Source organism: Burkholderia sp. GbtcB21 (assembly GCF_019091065.1).
In the GTDB taxonomy this organism is placed as follows: domain Bacteria; phylum Pseudomonadota; class Gammaproteobacteria; order Burkholderiales; family Burkholderiaceae; genus Burkholderia; species Burkholderia pyrrocinia_C.
This window is the reverse complement of record NZ_JAGXKA010000006.1, coordinates 243,618-260,832: the sequence shown is the minus strand read 5'-3', so window position 1 is coordinate 260,832 and position 17,215 is coordinate 243,618. Positions and strand designations below refer to the sequence as shown.

13 protein-coding genes are annotated in these 17,215 nt (G+C 69.3%); 11 read left to right on the top strand and 2 right to left on the bottom strand.

Features of this window, described 5'->3' with window-relative positions; all coding sequences use genetic code 11:
- The first annotated feature begins 3 nt into the window (after positions 1 to 3).
- From KVT39_RS16785 to KVT39_RS16750, 8 genes are all read left to right on the top strand, one after another.
- Entirely contained in the window at positions 4 to 4,986 is a 4,983-nt protein-coding gene (locus KVT39_RS16785) for a non-ribosomal peptide synthetase (protein ID WP_217589676.1), read from the top strand.
- Positions 4,976 to 6,010, top strand: coding sequence for a GNAT family N-acetyltransferase (locus KVT39_RS16780; RefSeq protein ID WP_217589674.1), 1,035 nt, complete (start codon positions 4,976 to 4,978; stop codon positions 6,008 to 6,010). The genes KVT39_RS16785 and KVT39_RS16780 overlap by 11 nt, the downstream gene beginning before the upstream one ends.
- Before the next feature lie 32 nt (positions 6,011 to 6,042).
- Positions 6,043 to 7,419, top strand: coding sequence for a lysine N(6)-hydroxylase/L-ornithine N(5)-oxygenase family protein (locus KVT39_RS16775; RefSeq protein WP_217589672.1), 1,377 nt, complete (start codon positions 6,043 to 6,045; stop codon positions 7,417 to 7,419).
- A 22-nt stretch (positions 7,420 to 7,441) separates the two neighbouring features.
- Entirely contained in the window at positions 7,442 to 9,691 is a 2,250-nt protein-coding gene (locus KVT39_RS16770) for a TonB-dependent siderophore receptor (protein ID WP_217589670.1), read from the top strand.
- Positions 9,692 to 9,777: 86 nt separating this feature from the next.
- Positions 9,778 to 10,617, top strand: a complete 840-nt coding sequence (locus tag KVT39_RS16765; protein ID WP_217589668.1) for a formyltransferase family protein — start codon at positions 9,778 to 9,780, stop codon at positions 10,615 to 10,617.
- Positions 10,617 to 11,633: a GNAT family N-acetyltransferase gene (locus KVT39_RS16760; protein WP_105390196.1), complete on the top strand. Its 1,017-nt coding sequence runs from the start codon at positions 10,617 to 10,619 to the stop codon at positions 11,631 to 11,633. The genes KVT39_RS16765 and KVT39_RS16760 overlap by 1 nt, the downstream gene beginning before the upstream one ends.
- Before the next feature lie 250 nt (positions 11,634 to 11,883).
- Positions 11,884 to 12,147 carry a type II toxin-antitoxin system VapB family antitoxin gene (vapB, locus tag KVT39_RS16755; RefSeq protein WP_051983829.1) on the top strand — a complete coding sequence of 88 codons (264 nt, stop codon included), beginning with the start codon at positions 11,884 to 11,886 and terminating at the stop codon, positions 12,145 to 12,147.
- The gene (locus tag KVT39_RS16750) at positions 12,144 to 12,560 is read left to right on the top strand and encodes a PIN domain-containing protein (protein ID WP_021160096.1); all 417 of its coding nucleotides are present in this window, start codon (positions 12,144 to 12,146) and stop codon (positions 12,558 to 12,560) included. Before vapB ends, KVT39_RS16750 begins: the two co-directional genes overlap by 4 nt.
- A gap of 48 nt (positions 12,561 to 12,608) precedes the next feature.
- Here KVT39_RS16750 and KVT39_RS16745 read toward each other — a convergent pair whose 3' ends face one another.
- Together KVT39_RS16745 and KVT39_RS16740 are read right to left on the bottom strand one after the other, a co-directional pair.
- Positions 12,609 to 13,514 (bottom strand): nucleotidyl transferase AbiEii/AbiGii toxin family protein, encoded by a 906-nt coding sequence (locus KVT39_RS16745; protein ID WP_175749386.1) that lies wholly within the window; start codon positions 13,512 to 13,514, stop codon positions 12,609 to 12,611.
- Positions 13,483 to 14,556, bottom strand: a complete 1,074-nt coding sequence (locus KVT39_RS16740) for a type IV toxin-antitoxin system AbiEi family antitoxin (RefSeq protein ID WP_217589666.1) — start codon at positions 14,554 to 14,556, stop codon at positions 13,483 to 13,485. The genes KVT39_RS16745 and KVT39_RS16740 overlap by 32 nt, the downstream gene beginning before the upstream one ends.
- Before the next feature lie 343 nt (positions 14,557 to 14,899).
- Between KVT39_RS16740 and KVT39_RS16735 the strand changes: the two genes are divergently transcribed.
- The 3 genes from KVT39_RS16735 (at position 14,900) to KVT39_RS16725 (ending at position 17,148) form a co-directional block, all read left to right on the top strand.
- Positions 14,900 to 16,063 carry a M20 aminoacylase family protein gene (locus KVT39_RS16735; protein ID WP_034184153.1) on the top strand — a complete coding sequence of 388 codons (1,164 nt, stop codon included), beginning with the start codon at positions 14,900 to 14,902 and terminating at the stop codon, positions 16,061 to 16,063.
- A 169-nt stretch (positions 16,064 to 16,232) separates the two neighbouring features.
- Positions 16,233 to 16,772 carry an outer membrane protein assembly factor BamE gene (gene bamE, locus KVT39_RS16730; RefSeq protein WP_105390220.1) on the top strand — a complete coding sequence of 180 codons (540 nt, stop codon included), beginning with the start codon at positions 16,233 to 16,235 and terminating at the stop codon, positions 16,770 to 16,772.
- A 130-nt stretch (positions 16,773 to 16,902) separates the two neighbouring features.
- Positions 16,903 to 17,148 carry a type II toxin-antitoxin system ParD family antitoxin gene (locus KVT39_RS16725; RefSeq protein WP_217589664.1) on the top strand — a complete coding sequence of 82 codons (246 nt, stop codon included), beginning with the start codon at positions 16,903 to 16,905 and terminating at the stop codon, positions 17,146 to 17,148.
- Positions 17,149 to 17,215 lie beyond the last annotated feature (67 nt).

Below are 17,215 nucleotides of genomic sequence, written 5' to 3'. Positions count from 1 at the left end.
CGGATGACGAAGGTTCAACCCGACTGGCTCGCGCTCGCGACGCGTTTCGCGCAACTGCCCGACGCGCAGCGCGCGGTCTTCATCGACAAGCTCGGCGCAGCCGGCATCGACTTCCGCGTGCTGCCGATCCCGCCGCGCACGCCGCGCAGCGACCGCGTGCCGGCGTCGTTCGCGCAGACGCGGCTGTGGTTGCATGCACGGCTGATCGATGCGCCCGACGCGTATCACATCACCGAGCGCCTGGCGCTGACGGGCCCGCTCGACGCGCATGCGCTGCGTCTTGCCTGCGATGCACTGATCGCCCGCCATGAAGCGTTGCGTACGACCTTCGACGAGGCGCAGGACGGTGTTGCGCAAACGATCCACGCGCCGCTGCGCTGCCCGTGGCGCGAAACCGATCTCGAAGCGCTGCCGGACGCGCCGCGCGCCGCGCGCGCGGAGGCCGTCGCGACGGCCGACGAAGCCGAACCGTTCGATCTCGGCACGCCGCCGCTCGTGCGTGCGCATCTGGTCCGCTTCGACGCGACGCATCACTGGCTCGCGCTGACGGTGCACCACATCGTGTCGGACGGCTGGTCGTCGGGCGTGATGCTGGAAGAGCTCGCGGCGTTCTATCGCGCGTATGCATCCGACCAGCCGGTGCCGCTCGCGCCGCTGCCGATCCAGTACGCCGACTACGCGCTGTGGCAGCGCCGCTGGCTCGACGCCGGGGAACGCGATCGCCAGCTTGCGTTCTGGCGCGAACGGCTCGATCCGCAGCGCGGCGTGCTGACGCTGCCGGGTGCAGCCGCACGACCGGCGCGCCGCAGTGCGCGCGGCGCTCGCCATGTGTTTTCGCTCGATGCGCGCATCGGCGCGCAACTGCGTGCGTTCGCGGCCGCGTCGGGTGCGACGCCGTTCGCGGTGCTGCTCGCCGCGCTCGATGCGCTGCTCGCGCGCGCGACCGGCGATGCGCGGATCTGCGTCGGCGTGCCGGCCGCGAACCGCGAACGCGCGGAAGTCGCCGGCCTGATCGGCTTCTTCGTCAACACGCTGGCAATCGACGTCGACGTGCCCGCGCACGGCGATTTCTCGTCGCTGGTTGCGCGCACGCAGCGCGCGCTCGTCGACGCACAGATGCACCAGGACGTGCCGTTCGAGCAGGTGGTCGATGCGCTCGGCGTGCCGCGCAGCGCGAGCCACCATCCGCTGTTCCAGGTGATGGCAGCGTACGGCGAGCGCCGCGCGCTGCCGGCGCTCGGCGCGGCAGCCGCCGCGTTGCTGCCGTCCGGCACGCCGTCCGCGAAATTCGATCTCACGCTCTCCGTCGAGGCAACGCCCGACGGTACGTTCGACGCCGCGTTCATCTACGCGCTCGACCTGTTCGACGCCGACGCGATCGCGCGGCTGGCCGCGCGCTTCGTCACGCTGCTCGCCGATGCGCTCGCGCGGCCTGACCTGCCGACCGGCGATCTCGACTGGCTGCCCGCCGACGAGCGCGCACAGCTCTTTGCGTGGAACGCGCCGGCGGGCGCGACCGAAGCCGAACCGTTCGTGCCCGTGCATGCGCGCATCGCCGCACATGCGCACGCGCGGCCCGACGCGCGCGGCGTCGCCGATATCGATCGCGCACTGACGCGCGGCGAGGTCGATGCACGCGCTGCGCGCCTCGCGCGTCATCTGGTGGCGGCAGGCGTGCGGCCCGAGATGCGCGTCGGCGTCGCGCTGCAGCGCTCGGTCGACCTGCTCGTCGCGCTGATCGCGGTGCTGAAGTCCGGCGCCGCGTTCGTGCCGCTCGATCCGGCCCATCCGTGCGAACGGCTCGCGCAGATCGTCGGCGATGCGAGCATCGCGCACGTGCTGACCGATGGCGCGAGCGCTGCGTCGTTGCCCGAGCTACCGGAACTGCGCGTGTGGCGCGCCGACGAAATCGATGCGCTCGACGAAGCCGCCGGCGTCGCGCTGCCCGACGTGCTGCCGGGCCATGCCGCCTACGCGATCTACACGTCGGGCTCGACCGGCAAGCCGAAGGGCGTGATCGTCGACCACGCGTCGTTCGCGCTGCACTGCGCGGCGATTGCCGAGCGCTACGGCGCGGGCGAGAACGACGTGTTCCTGCTGTTCCAGTCGGTCAACTTCGACGGCGCGCACGAAGGCTGGTTTTCGCAATACATGTCGGGCGCCGCCGTGTCGGTGACGGCCGACGTGCTGTGGCCGCCCGCACAGACCTGCGCGATGATGGTCCGCGACGGCGTGACGATGACCTACGTGCCGCCCGGCTGCGCCGCGCAGCTCGCCGAATGGGCGCTCGCGCACGGCGCACCGCCGACGCTGCGTTCGCTGACCGTCGGCGGCGAGGCGACGTCGCGCGAGGCGTTCGCGATGCTGCGCCGTGCGCTGCCGAACGTGCGTGTGGTCAACGGCTACGGCCCGACCGAGACGGTCATCACGCCGACGCTGTGGATGTTCCGGCCCGGCGACGATCTCGCGACGCTCGGCGACGCCGCGTATCTGCCGATCGGCACGCTGGTCGGCGCACGCACCGCGCACGTGCTCGACGAGCGGCTGCATCCGCTGCCGGTCGGCGTGATCGGCGAACTGTATCTGGGCGGCGAGGGGATCGGCGTCGCGCGCGGTTATCTCGACCGCCCGGCGCTGACGGCCGAGCGCTTCGTGCCCGATCCGTACGGTGCGCCGGGCGCGCGCCTGTACCGCACCGGCGACCTCGTGCGGCGCCGCGCGGACGGCGTGTTCGACTTCATCGGCCGCGTCGATCACCAGGTGAAGCTGCGCGGATTGCGCATCGAGCTCGGCGAAATCGAGGCGCAACTGGCCGCGCACGATGCGGTGCGCGAAGCGTGCGCAGTCGTGCACGGGCAGGGCGCGCTTGCGCAGCTCGTCGCATATGTGGAACTGACCGCCGATGCACGGGCGGCCGCGCAGCCCGTCGAAGCCGCGACGCTCGATGCGCACCTGCGCCGCACGCTGCCCGACTACATGGTGCCCGCGCAACTGATCGTGCTCGATGCGCTGCCGCGCAACGCGAACAGCAAGGTCGACCGCGCGCGGCTGCCGGCACCGGTGCGCGTCGAACGTGCGTACGAGGCGCCGCGCGACGGCGACGAAACCGCGCTCGCGGCGATCTGGTGCGACGTGCTGAATCTCGAGCGCGTCGGCCGCGGCGATCACTTCTTCGATCTCGGCGGCCATTCGCTCGCCGCCGTGCGCGTCGCGACGCGCGTGGCCGAACGGCTCGGCCGCGACGTGCCGGTGCGCGCGCTGTTCGAGGCGCCCGTGCTCGCGCAGTACGCGCTGCAGGTGGCCGACGCGCCGCGCGCCGCGCATGCCGGCGCTGCGGCGCCGGGCGTCGCGGTGGCCAAACCCGATGCGAACGGCGTGTGGCCGCTATCGCCCGCGCAGCTCGGCCTGTGGTTCCTGTGGCGCGCGCAGCCGGACAGCGCCGCATACAACATTCCGGTCGCGCTGCGCATGCGCGGCCCGCTCGACATCGATGCGCTGCGCGCTGCGTTCTCGGATGCGGCGGCCGTGCATCCGGCGCTGCGCGCGCGGCTCGTCGCTCGCGACGGCGCGCTGCCGGGCCAGTGGATCGACGTGGCGGCGCCGGTCGAATTGCCGGTCGTCGACCTGTCGGCGCAACCCGATGTGCTTGCCCGCGCGTCGGCGTTGACCGACGACGATGCGCTCGCGCCGTTCGACCTCATAGCCGATGCGCCTCTGTGGCGCGCACGCGTGCTGCGGCTCGGCGCGGACGACCACGTGTTGTCGGTGACGATCCATCACATCGTGTCGGACGGCGAATCGATCGAGCTGTGGCTCGATGCCGTTCGTGCACGCTACGTCACCCGCGTACGCGGCGACTCCGTGCCGGTCGACGAAGCTGTCCAAACGGCTGTACCGCTCGTGCTGACCGCACCGTGCCATCCGGCCCGCGTCGCGTACTGGCGTGACGCGCTGGTCGATCTGCCGTCGCGCGTGCTGCCGCAGCGCGCGGACGCGCCGGCCGTGCCGCAATGGCGCGCGGCACGCATCGCGTTCGAATTCGACGCGTCACTGATCCGCGCCGCGCGCGACGCCGCATCGGCCGCGCACGCGACGCTGCCGATGCTGCTGCACGCGGCGCTCAACACCGCGCTGTTCCGCGCGACGGGCGCGGCCGACCAGCCGGTCGGCGTGCTCGCGTCGACCCGCGAGCTGACGGGCGATGCGGCACGCGATGCGCTCGGCCTGTTCATCAATTCGGTCGTCGTGCGTACGCGGATCGACCCGGCCGCGCGCCGTGCGGACGTGCTCGCCCAGGTGCGCGATACGGCGCTGGCCGCGTATGCGCATGCCGACGTGCCGTTCGCCGACGTCGTCGCGGCGCTGCGCGCGCCGCGTGCCGCGCAGGCCAATCCGCTGTTCCAGGTGATGTTCAACTACCTGCGCCCGACGGGTGCGGCCGAGCGCGACTGGGCCGGCCTGTCGCTTGCCGAATTCGACGACGTGCGCCATCGCGTCGTGTTCACGCTGGAGCTGGACGTCGTCGAGCATCCGGACGGCCGCGTGAGCGCCGCGTTCTCGTATGCGGACGAACTGCTCGACCGCGGTTTCGTCGATGCGCTGGTCGATGTCTATCACGACGAAGTCGCGCGCTTTGCCGGCGCATCGGAAGCGGCGCTTGGTGCATCCGATACGCGTGCCGTCGCGCACGCGAACTTCATTGCACAGACGAGCGTAGAAGCACCGCCCAACGCACCGTCGCACGCGGCCGCCGTGCTCGCGGCGCTGTGGTCGGACACATTCTCGACGGCCGCGCCCGAGCCCGGCGCGGACCTGTTCGAAGCCGGCGCGACGTCGTTCGACGTCGTGCGCTTCATCGACGCGGCAGGCCGTGCCGGTCACGCGCTGACGGTCGCCGACGTGTTCGCGTCGCCGACGCTCGCGGCGCTCGGCGCGCGGCTCGATGCGCGCGCGGAAACAGGACAGGAGGAACGCCATGCTGGCTGAAGTGCGTCCGGACGGATTCACGATGCCCGATACGTGCCGCCTCGCGTTCGCGGACGGGCTGTTCGCCGCGCGCGACGGCACGGAGATCCGCGTCGCGCAGGGCTACGGCATCGGCGCGCAGTTGCTGCGCGCGCAACTCGCCGACGACGGCACGCTGCGCCTCGTCGCATACAACCATCGCGCGGCGCCGGCCGACCAGCGGCGCGCGCTGCTGGCCGCGCTGTCCGCGGCGTTTTCGGACGGCGCGCATCATGCGGCGATCCGGCTCGACCCGGCCGCGTGGCCGGCGGTCGCGCTCGACGCGCTGCGCGCGAGCGGCGTGCTCGCCGACGGCGGCCGCTGCATGCGCGACGGCTGGGCGCAGCAGGCCGATCTGTGGCTCGTCGGCACGCACCTGCCGTGCGCGACGCTGCCGATGTTTACCGACGGCCGGCGTCATCCGCGCCGGCCGCCGGCGCCGCGCGGCGACGTCTACGCGCGCGACCTGCCGGCGCTCGGTGTGCGCTTCACGCTGCGCGGCTGGCAGCCGGCGGAGGACACCGTGCGGCTCGCGCGCTGGTTCGACGAGCCGCGCGTGCGCGACGGCTGGCCGGGCGCGCAGCCCGGCGCGGACGGCCCGCAAGGGGCCGCACCCGACGCCGATCCGCACGTGACGCCGCTCGTCGGCTGTTTCGACGGCGAGCCGTTCGCGTACTTCGAGGCGGTCTGGCTGAAGGAAGACGCGCTCGCGCCGCACGTCGCGGCGCGCGACTACGACCGCGGGCTGCGGATGCTGGTCGGCGAATCGCGCTGGCGCGGCCCGCATTGCGTGGCGGGCTGGCTGCCGTCCGTCGTTCATTACCTGTTTCTCGACGACCCGCGTACCGAAGCGGTCGGCTGTGCCGTTCCGGCCGGCCACGCGCGGGTTGCCGACCATCTCGCGCGGCATGGCTTCGCGCGGCAGCGCCGTCTCGCGCTGGCCGACGCGCAGCCGCTGTGGATGCGCACGCTGCGCGAGACGTTCTTCTCCGGTCGTCACGTCTGACGGGCCGGAATCACCGACAAGGGAGCTGAGACATGCAGAGAGAAACCGTATTCGACCTGATCGGCGTCGGCTTCGGGCCGTCGAATCTGGCGCTGGCCATTCGCCTCGCGGAGCACGCAGGCGCACGCACGTTCGCCCATTGCTTCGTCGAGCGCCAGCCGGAATTCGGCTGGCATCGTGGGATGCTGCTCGACGACTGCCGGATGCAGATCTCGTTTCTGAAGGATCTCGTCACGATGCGCGATCCGAAAAGCCGCTACACGTTCATCAACTACCTGTTCGAACGCGGCCGCCTGAACGAATTCGTCAACCTGAAGAACTTCTATCCGACCCGCGTCGAATTCCACGACTACCTGAGCTGGGTCGCCGATGCGTTCGAGGATCGCGTCCATTACAGCGAGACCGTGCTGGCGATCGAACCGGTGCGCGGCGACGGTGCGCGGATCGACGCGCTGCGCGTGCTGTCGCGCGATGCCGCGGGCCACGAGCGCCAGCGCGTCACGCGCGCGCTGTCGGTCGGCGTCGGCGGCACGCCGGCGATTCCGGATGCGTTCGCCGCGCTCGGCCGCGACCGCGTGATCCATTCGTCATCCTATCTGACCGACATCGACCGGCTCGTCGCGTCGCCGGACGGCGAACGCCGTCGCGTCGCGGTGATCGGCGCGGGGCAGAGCGCGGCCGAGGTGTTCATCGACCTCGCGCGCCGCTTCCCGCATGTCGACGCGAACCTCGTGATGCGCGCAGGTGCGCTGAAGCCGGCCGACGACAGCCCGTTCGTCAACGAGATCTTCAGTCCCGAGTTCACCGATGTCGTCTATGCGCAGCCGCACGACGCGCGCCGCGCGTTGCTCGAACGCTATCGCGACACCAACTACGCAGTAGTCGACCGACCGCTGATCGAGCAGATCTACGAAATGCTGTACCTGCAGCGCATCGACGGCACGCCGCGTCATGCGCTGCTCGCGAACAGCGCGATCGAGGCCGCGGTGCGCACCGGCGACGGCCGCATCGAGCTGACGCTGCGCGACCGGATGAGCGGCGCCACGCGCGTCGAGCGCTTCGACGCGCTCGTGCTCGCGACCGGCTATCGCCGCGACACGCATTCCGCGCTGCTCGAAGGGCTGGCGCCGCACCTGGGCGATGCGCTCACGCGCGGCGACGTGACGCGCGACTACCTGCTCGCGACGCCCGAGCACTTCGCGCCGCGCATCTACCTGCAAGGCTGCTGCGAAGACAGCCACGGCTTGTCCGACACGCTGCTGTCGGTACTGGCACGCCGCGCGGACGAGATCTGCGCGTCGCTCGAAGACGGGCTCGCGCCCGCCCATGACGATGGCGCGGCTCGGGAGTCGCACGAAAAACGACAGGAAAACGGGGTGAGCGCGGGCCGGATGGCTTTCGCTCTTTGACAAAGGCGCGGTCGGAGACCGCATGAAAAAAGTGGAGCAGAGAAAGATGGAGTGGGCAACAGGCACGCGTTTGCGTGCGATCGCAGCCGCGGCGAGCGTGGCGTTCGGTGCGGCTGCAGGGCAGGCTTATGCCCAGACGGCGCCGGCCGTGAACGCAGGCGCCGCGGCGTCGGCCAGCAGTGCGCAGAACGGCACGACGAACGGCGCGCCGAACGGCACGCTGCCGGCGATCACCGTCAACGCGGCCTCGGAAGGCGACGGCACCGTCGGGCTCGTCGCGAAGCGCAGCAGGACCGGCACGAAGACCGACACGCCGATCAACGAGATTCCGCAGACGATCAACGTCGTCACCGCGCAGCAGATCGAGATGACCGGCGCGACCGACGTGAACGCGGCGCTGCGCTACGTGCCGGGCTTCTCGTCGTACGGTTCGGACAACCGTTCGGACTGGTACGCGGCGCTGCGCGGCTTCACGCCGACCGCCTACGTGAACGGGCTGCAGGTGCCGAACACGATCAACCTCGCGAGCTGGCGCGTCGATCCGTACATGATCGACAGCATCACCGTGCTGCGCGGACCGACGTCGGTGCTGTACGGCGCGGGCGATCCCGGCGCGATCATCGACGTGCAGACCAAGCTCGCCGACGGCGAGCGCGTGCGCGAAGCCGGGGTGCAGATCGGCAACTATGCGCGCAAGCAGTTCATGATCGACGTCGGCGACAAGCTCGACGCGGACGGCAAGTACGCGTACCGGTTCGTCGGCGTCGCGCGCGACGGCAATGCGCTGACCGGCCCGAACAACGACCAGCGCGTCGCGCTCGCGCCGTCGTTCCGCTGGCGCCCGAACGCGGATACGTCGCTGACGCTGTCCGCGACGTACCTGCAGGACTGGGGCGACATCTCGTCGAACTTCCTGCCGGCGCAGGGCACGGTGCTGCCGAACCCGAACGGCCAGATCAACAAGGATGTGTACGAAGGCGACCCGAACTTCAACTACTACCGCAAGAAGCAGTGGTCGGTCGGTTACCAGTTCGAGCAGAACCTGACTTCGGCGTGGAAGTTCCGGCAGAACGTGCGCCTGATGCACCTGTCGCTCGACAACGGCTCGGTGTTCGGCAACGGCTTCGTCGACGGCAGCACGACCGACGTGTCGCGCTGGGCCGGCGTGTTCCAGATGAACTACAGCCGCTTCGACATCGACAACAACGTGGAAGGCCGCTTCGCGACGGGCCCGCTCCAGCACACGCTGCTGCTCGGCTTCCAGTACAACCGCCAGACCGCGACCGACAGCGAATGGCTCGCCGCGGCGCCGCCGCTGAACATCTACAACCCGGTGTACACGCCGGTGACGACGGCGGTGTTCGATCCGGCGTCGACGTTCCGCACCAACACGTACACGACGATGAACACGTTCGGCCTGTACGCGCAGGACCAGATCAAGTGGAACCGCTGGACGCTGACGCTCGGCGGCCGCGAGGACTGGGTCAACATGCGGATGGACGACCGCGCGGGCGGCACGCAGACGAAGGCGGACGTCACGGCGTTCACCGGCCGCGTCGGCCTCACGTACCAGGGCGACTACGGGCTGTCGCCGTACGTCAGCTACGCGACGTCGTTCAACCCGCTGATCGGCGTGAACCTGCTCGGCGGCGGGCTGCCGCAGCCGACCCGCGGCAAGCAGATCGAGGCCGGCCTGCGCTGGCAGCCGCCCGGCAAGAACCTGATGCTGAACGCGGCGATCTACCAGATCAACCAGACCAACGGGATCACGCCGGCGCTGCCGAGTCAGGACACGACCGGCACGAAGTCGGTGCAGACCGGCGAGGTGCGTTCGCGCGGGATCGAGCTGAGCGCGACCGGCAAGGTCACGCGGAACCTGTCGCTGATCGCGTCGTACGTGTACCAGGACGTGAAGAACGTGAAGGCGAACGACGTGTCGCTGAACAACTGGCCGGTCGACATTCCGCGTCCGCGCCAGATGGCGTCGATGTGGGCCGACTGGACGTGGCACACGGGGCCGCTCGCGGGCTTCGGCCTCGGCGGCGGCGTTCGCTACCAGAGCGCGTCGGCCGGTGCGGCCGACAACTCGCTGACGGTGTCGAGCGTCACGCTGTTCGACGCGGGCGTGCATTACGACACGCGTAACTGGCGCTTCGCCGTGAACGGGACCAACCTGGCCAACCGCCACTACATCAGCGGTTGCCAGTCGGCCAACGTCTGCGTTTTCGGCACCGACCGCACGGTGATCGCGACCGCGAAATACAACTGGTGACGTTGCGCGCCGCGGCCCGCCGGCCGGCCTTCGTGGCCGGCGCGGGACGGCCGCGGCGCCTTCGTCCGCTTTTCCACGACGCATCCATGCCGAAGAAAAATCTCGTCTATATCCAGTCGCTGCGCAACGGCGCGGCCGATCGCGCCGGCCAGCCGGTCGCTTATCAGGGCGGCACGCGCTACATGAAGGCGCCGCTCGAATTCCTCGTCGAGCGCCTGAACGACTCGTCGCTCGGCGAGCGCTACACGCTTCAGGGCGTGATCGTCGACGACGACGACGGTTCGCCGGCCGATCGCGCGAAGGTGGCCGACTACGGCTTCGCGCGTACGCCGGGCCGGCCGTGGATCCTGCCGGACGGGTTGACGGTGCAGGGCCGGCCGGTCGACGAACTGTTCTGCACGATTGCGTCGACGTACCGGCGGCTGCCGCGCGACGCGCGCGAACGGGTGGCAGGCAAACAGGCGTTCGAGCGCCGCGTGCTCGAGCGCCTGCTCGAACTCGACGCCGACGTCGTCGTGCTCGACGGGCTGCTCGTGATCCTCGACGAACTCGTGCGGCCCGGTGCGCGCTTTCACCGGCGCATCGCGAACATCCACCCGGGCATCACGGCCGACGGTTCGCCGTACCAGCGGCGCGGCGCGTGGGCGACGCTCGACGCGCTGCACGGCGCGCGCGGCGAACGGGTCGACTGGGCGAGCGGCGCGACGTCGTCGGTCGAGCCCGTGACGATGACGGGGGCGTCGTTCCACTACGTCGACAACGGCATCGATTCCGGCGAGGTGATCTGCGACGTGCTCGACACGCCGATCGCGCCGGACGACACGATTCTCGAACTGCGCTGGAACAACTTCCAGCGCAGCCTGTTTCCGGCGCTCGAGCGGGGGCTTCACGTGCTCGCCGACCGCCACGACGCGGGAGCACTGTGATGGAAGACACGCTGACGAAACCGGCCGGCGCCGCGGATGCCGTCGAAGGCGAGGTGGCGGCCGCGCTCGACGGTGCCGCGCATGGCCAGGCGACGCAGGTCGCCGAGCACACGCTCGACGCCTGGCATCCCGACGACTCGCCGGACTGGCTGCTTGCGGCGTTCGTCCCGTTGTTCAACACCGACACGCGGTACGACGCGGCAACGATCTCGGTGCCGCTCGGCGGCGCCAGTGCGGCGGCCGTCGCGTCGTACGTGGCGCGCGCGGTGCGCGAGGGCGTGATCGACGGCGCGCAGGTCGCCGGCGACACGCTGCACCTGAACGTGTCGCGCACGACGTTCTGGCAGAACCCGCGGCCGTGGCTGAGGGCGCCCGCGTCGAGCGGGATGCCGCTGCGCTACGCGATCACGAACGGCCACCGGCACCCGGTGCGGCCGCCGTCGCCGGCCGGCGAGATCTATGCGCGCACCATGCCGCAGGTCGGGATGACGTTCAGCCTGCGCACCGTCGACATCGACGCGCACGCGGACCTGTTCAGCGGCTGGATGAACCTCGATCGCGTCGCGCAGTTCTGGGACCAGCGCGGCACGCGCGACGAGCATGCGGCGTATCTCGCCGAGCGGCTCGCCGATCCGCACATGCACCCGATGATCGGCTATTTCGACGACACGCCGTTCGGCTATTTCGAGTTCTACTGGGCGAAGGAGGACCGCCTCGCGCCGTTCTACGACGCGCACGACTACGATCGCGGGCTGCACCTGCTGATCGGCGACTCGCGCTTCCAGAGCGCGGGCAAGCTGCATGCGTGGTGGAGCGGGGTGCTGCACTACATGTTCGTCGACGAACCGCGCACGCAGCGGCTCGTCGGCGAGCCGCGCGTCGACCACGTGCGGCACATCGCGTACATGCACCGGCTCGGGTTCTATACGCTGAAGGAATTCGACTTCCCGCACAAGCGCGCGGCGCTCACCGTGATCGAGCGCGATACATTCTTCGACACTTTCCGGTTGCCGTGACGGGGCGGGCGCGCAGCGTCGGCGCGACGCTGCGCGCGGCCGTGCATCGCGCCAGCATCGGCCGTCCGGGATATGGACCGCGCGGCCTGCGTCGTGAAGAATGGATCGCTCTTCTTACCGACGACAGGCCGACAGCATGACAAAAACACCCGCGACAGCGTGGGGCGCGACGTCCGATTCGCGCTCCCTCAAATTGACATATGCCGACATATGTCTAAAATGGGCGCATCGTACTCCCATGGAGTGGCTCATGCGCACCGTTTCCATTTTCAAGAACGCCCGTAATCAGGCAATTCGCATCCCGAAGGACATGGAGTTCGAGGGGGTGACGGAACTCGAGATCCGCCGCGAGGGCGACACGCTGCTGCTGCGCCCCGTTCGTCCCACGTGGCTGTCGTTCGCGAACGAACCGCTGGCCGACGCCGAGTTCCTCGCCGACCGCCCGGCCGTCATCGAATCCGGCCGCTTCGACCTGTCCGGTGACGCCGGCGCGCCGACGGAGTCCGGCCGGTGACCACGCTCTACATGCTCGATACGAACATCTGTTCGTTCATCATGCGCGAGCGGCCGCCCGTGGTGCTGTCGCGGTTGCAGTCGTGCGTCAACGCTCAGCACCGGATCGTCGTGTCGGCAATCACCTATGCCGAAATGCGGTTCGGCGCGGTCGGCAGGAAAGCGTCGCCGAAGCATGCGGAACTCGTGACGGCATTTGTTTCGCGGCTGGATGGCGTGCTGTCGTGGGATACGGCGGCCGTCGACGCAACGGCCGCGATTCGCGCGGATCTCGCCGCGCGCGGCATGCCGATCGGCGCGAACGATGCGTCGATCGCCGGGCACGCGATCGCGGCCGGCGCGGTGCTCGTCACGAACAACGGCCGCGAATTCGGCCGTGTCGCCGGGTTGTCGCTCGAAGACTGGGCGGCCTGAGCGCAGTGCGGCGAAAGCGCGATGACGTTGCTGTTTCGCAGCGGCGCGTCACGCGTGCGGTGCGGGAGGATCGACGAGGAACGCGTTGCGGAACGCGTCGAGATACCGGTCGGCATCATCGATGAATTCGCCCGACAACTGCGCGAACGCGCGTGCCAGCAGATCCTGGCCGAGCGCCGCGTAAGTCGCTGCGTCGGACAACAGCGCGCGAATGGCGTCGCGCGTGTGCGGCGAAGCAATCCGCTTCGCATCCCGCGCGAGCAGCGCGGCGGCGGCGAGGCCCGGCTGGAACGCATGCGCCTCGAGCAGGTCCGGCGCGGCCTCCCAGATGCGCTCGCGATTGCCGGCGTCGTGATAATTGCGCAGCAGGAACAGCAGGTCGTACGCGTCGCTGTTCTGGCGCGCGCGCCGGTCCTTCCATGCGAGCAACTTCAGCAGCGCGAGCGCCGGCAGGCTGGCCACCGGCACTACGGTGCGTGCGTCGATCGACACCGGCTGCGCCGTGTCGACCGCTTCCTGGAACCCGAGCACGTTCAGCACGAATTCGCCGCCCGGCGGCCACGCGATCTCGCCCGGCGGCGTTTCGAGCGGCCCGAACGGCACGAGATCGAGTTCGGTGCGAAAACCGTGCGTTCCGCTTTCGAACAGCAGTTTCTGCTGCTGCTTCGGCGCGCGCGTGAATTGCCCGGTCGCGACGAGCGTATCGACGAGCCGCTCGTGGAACGGCCAGCTCACCGCGCACACCGCGACGTCGACGTCCCGCGTCGCACGCACCGGCCGGATGCCATGTACATGCCACATCAGGATGTCGCGCGCGGTTGCGCCGGCGACGACGAACGCCGCGTCGAGACGCGCGCAAGCGCTGCCGACCGCTTGCAGCAGCGCGACCGCCGCCGGCTCGAGCGGCCGGCGCGCATCGACTTCAAGCGGGCGGATGGGTGAGGTATCGGTCATGGATCCGTTCGGCGGCGGCAAGATTGCGGCTGTCCCCGGACGAGACGAGATCCGCGTAGATCAGGAGCGGCGGCACGAGCGGCACATCCTGCTCGCGCCAGTCGAGCGCAGGCGTGCGCGGCCAGAACGCTTCGAGGATTTCGACGTCGCCGCGCTCGTCCGGACGCAGGCGGGCCTGGAGCAGCAGACGGTTCGACACCGCGCCGTGCGTATAGACGGTGATCGCGGCCGGTTTCAGGTCGTGCGTCAGCAAGTCGGCCGCCGGCTCGCCGCCGAGCTGTGCATCGAACGACGCGAAATCGAAGCCGCGCCACCAGTCGGGGGCGAGGCCGGCAAACCGTCGGCTCGACAGTTTCGCGCGCAAGCGGCTCGGGTACAGCGCGACCCATTCCTGCACGAAGCGCGGCCAGTCGGGAATCAGGCGCTCGCCGTTGCGGCGCTGCCCGACGAGGCTGCGCGCGATCAGATCGTCCATCGCGAGATTGACCGTGCCGAGCGCGACGCCCGACGCGGCGGCAATCGCCCGATACGGCTGCGCGACGAGGCCCGGCTGCGTCGCGAGTGCGAACATCACGGCCAGTCCCTTCGGCGTCGTCGCGCGCGACGCCTGCCGGCGCGGGGTGCGTGCAGGCTTCGGCCGGCCGGCGATCATCACGGTCGCCTCCGGTTGAAGCAGGCATGCGTTGCCGGCGGTGTCGAGAAACGGGATGCCCCGGTCGGTCAGGCCGGCGGCCAGTTCGGCCGAAAGATACGGCGCGACCAGCATCAGCGGCCGTTCGCCTGGCATCGCGGTAGCACCGCCGCGGCGGCGCAATTCCGCGAGCGCGCCCGGCAGCGATTCGACGCGCAGGCTCACGGCGACCGGCATCTCGAATGCCTGCCCGGCAACGTCGAAGCGGATCATCGCGTCGGCATGCGCGTTGTATGCGGCCGGCACGCGCGCGGGCCGCGCGCTGAAGCGCCGGGTCGCGCGTTCGAACGCGGCGCAGGCTTCGTCGAGCACATGCTGTTCCGACATCGGGAGGGGAGCGTTCTCGGGCATCGGAGGCGATCGCTTGTTCACTTCTTTGTCAGCGTACACAAAAAATGTACAAACGTCAAAAAGTGAACAAATATCCGCAAGTCTTTGATGTGTAGGTTGTATTTCAGATGTCTGAGCAGCCATCGCCGGATCCTCATGCACGGAAAATCGATGCGGAACGCACAGTTTCACGTATCCGGATCGTGTGCGGCAGTCGTCCACATGGCCAGCTCGCACTTATCGCGCACCGTGCCATGGTGTGGCAACCATCGGTTGCTGCCGTGACGACTTTCCGTCTGCCCGGTTGCCGGTGAACCGTCTATCCTTGCCTGCACATTCCCCACGGCACACAGGAGACGACACCGTGACGCACAGCGTGATTCCCGCAGGCCTCGCCGACGAAATGATCGAGATCCGGCACCGCATCCATGCTCACCCCGAACTGGGCTTCGAGGAATTCGCGACGAGCGACCTCGTCGCGGAGCAACTGCAAGCGTGGGGCTACACGGTGCATCGCGGGCTCGGCGGCACGGGCGTCGTCGCGCAGTTGAAGCTGGGCAACGGCATGCAGCGCCTCGGCCTGCGCGCCGACATGGATGCGCTGCCGATCCACGAGGCGACGGGCCTGCCGTACCAGAGCACGATCGCCGGCAAGATGCACGCATGCGGCCACGACGGCCACACGGCGATGCTGCTCGCGGCCGCGAAGCATCTCGCACGCGAGCGCCGCTTCTCGGGTACGCTGAACCTGATTTTCCAGCCGGCCGAGGAAGGGCTCGGCGGCGCGAAGAAGATGCTAGACGAAGGGCTGTTCGAGCAGTTCCCGTGCGACGCGATCTTCGCGATGCACAACATGCCGGGCTTCCCGACGGGCAAGTTCGGTTTCCTGCCGGGGCCGTTCATGGCGTCGTCGGATACCGTGATCATCGACGTGCAGGGCCGCGGCGGCCACGGCGCGGTGCCGCACAAGGCGATCGATCCCGTCGTCGTGTGCGCGCAGATCGTGCTGGCGTTGCAGACGATCGTGTCGCGCAACGTGTCGCCGCTCGACATGGCGATCGTCACGGTCGGCGCGATCCACGCGGGCGACGCGCCGAACGTGATCCCCGATCGCGCGCAGATGCGCCTGTCGGTGCGCGCGCTGAAACCGGAGGTGCGCGACCTGCTCGAGACGCGCATCAAGGAAGTCGTGCATGCGCAGGCGGCCGTGTTCGGCGCGACCGCGACGATCGACTACCAGCGCCGCTACCCGGTGCTCGTCAACGATGCGGAAATGACCGCGTTCGCGCGCAACGTCGCGCGCGAGTGGGTGGGCGATGCGAACCTGATCGACGGGATGGTGCCGCTTACCGGCAGCGAGGATTTCGCGTTCCTGCTCGAGAAGCGGCCTGGCTGCTACCTGATCATCGGCAACGGTGACGGTGAGGGCGGCTGCATGGTGCACAACCCCGGTTACGACTTCAACGATGCGGCGTTGCCGACGGGCGCGTCGTACTGGGTCAAGCTGGCCGAGGCGTTCCTGGTTTGACGGGCGACGCGGCGGTCGCCGCACGGTGTGCGTAAGCGCGTCCGTGTCCACGAAACCGGACGCGCGCAGGCTGCACTTCGATTTGACGCTCCTTGACATCGGCGGGACAGGCCGCGTGCTACGCTGCGCGCGACGCCGAATCGGCTCGATGAATACAGGTGTGGACGAAATGCGAAAACAGCTTCTGACCGTGCTGACGGCCTGTGCGGTCGGCGTTCTGGCGGCCGGGTGCGACGACCAGAAGGTGGCCGACGCGGTGAACGCGATCAAGCCCGATCCGATGGCGTTCGGCAAGCTGCAGCCGGGCGTCTCGACGACCGAGGACGTGCTCCGTCAGGCTGGCAAGCCCGAGATGGTCAGGCAGGGTGACGACGGCTCGCAGCGGTTCGAGTATCCGCGCGGCCCGTACGGCACGAGCACCTACATGCTCGATTTCGGGCCCGACGGCCGGCTCGTGTCGATCACGCAGGCGCTGACGGCGGCGAACATCGCGAAGGTCGTGCCCGGGATGTCGAAGGACGACGTGCGGCAACTGCTCGGCAAGCCGACCGAGGTCGCGCAATACGCGTTGAGCCATGAAGAGGTGTGGAGCTGGCACTGGGCCGAGGGCGGCGTATCGGGCGACGCGATGTTCAATGCACATTTCTCACCCGACGGCACCGTGATCCGGACTTCGCGTTCGGAAGCGCCGGGCCGCGAAAAACCCTGACCTGACGAAGGACGCAACGCATGTGACGCAGGCCGGACATCGGCAAGGCTGCCACTGCAGCTGAATGCCAAATGTACCGAACGTTGGTGAACGTTGGTATATGGTGCTCGCATTCAAGAGGAGGTGACTCATGTCGCGAAACATATCCGTTTCCATGGGCGACCACTTTGCCGAATTCGTCGACGCTCAAGTGCAATCGGGGCGATACAGTTCCGCAAGCGACGTCGTCCGAGCCGGTTTGCGGCTCCTCGAGTCACACGAAACGCAAATCCGTGCGTTGCAGGAAGCGCTGAAGGCCGGCGAGGCATCGGGGGAGCCCCATGCCTTTGCCAGCGAGGCCTTCCTGGTCCGCATGCGGACAACGCATGGCGGTTAAAGGCAGACAGCTTCGGCTGACTCCGCTGGCCGAGCTGGATCTCGAATCAGCTGTGCCGTCTCGATCC

Coding starts and splice junctions, on each gene's coding strand:
- KVT39_RS16785 (WP_217589676.1), top strand. CDS start 4: ATGACGAAGGTTCAACCCGACTGGCTCGCGCTCGCGACGCGTTTCGCG.
- KVT39_RS16760 (WP_105390196.1), top strand. CDS start 10,617: ATGGAAGACACGCTGACGAAACCGGCCGGCGCCGCGGATGCCGTCGAA.
- KVT39_RS16745 (WP_175749386.1), bottom strand. CDS start 13,514: ATGACCGATACCTCACCCATCCGCCCGCTTGAAGTCGATGCGCGCCGG.
- KVT39_RS16725 (WP_217589664.1), top strand. CDS start 16,903: ATGTCGCGAAACATATCCGTTTCCATGGGCGACCACTTTGCCGAATTC.
- KVT39_RS16780 (WP_217589674.1), top strand. CDS start 4,976: ATGCTGGCTGAAGTGCGTCCGGACGGATTCACGATGCCCGATACGTGC.
- KVT39_RS16775 (WP_217589672.1), top strand. CDS start 6,043: ATGCAGAGAGAAACCGTATTCGACCTGATCGGCGTCGGCTTCGGGCCG.
- bamE (WP_105390220.1), top strand. CDS start 16,233: ATGCGAAAACAGCTTCTGACCGTGCTGACGGCCTGTGCGGTCGGCGTT.
- KVT39_RS16740 (WP_217589666.1), bottom strand. CDS start 14,556: ATGCCCGAGAACGCTCCCCTCCCGATGTCGGAACAGCATGTGCTCGAC.
- vapB (WP_051983829.1), top strand. CDS start 11,884: ATGCGCACCGTTTCCATTTTCAAGAACGCCCGTAATCAGGCAATTCGC.
- KVT39_RS16765 (WP_217589668.1), top strand. CDS start 9,778: ATGCCGAAGAAAAATCTCGTCTATATCCAGTCGCTGCGCAACGGCGCG.
- KVT39_RS16770 (WP_217589670.1), top strand. CDS start 7,442: ATGAAAAAAGTGGAGCAGAGAAAGATGGAGTGGGCAACAGGCACGCGT.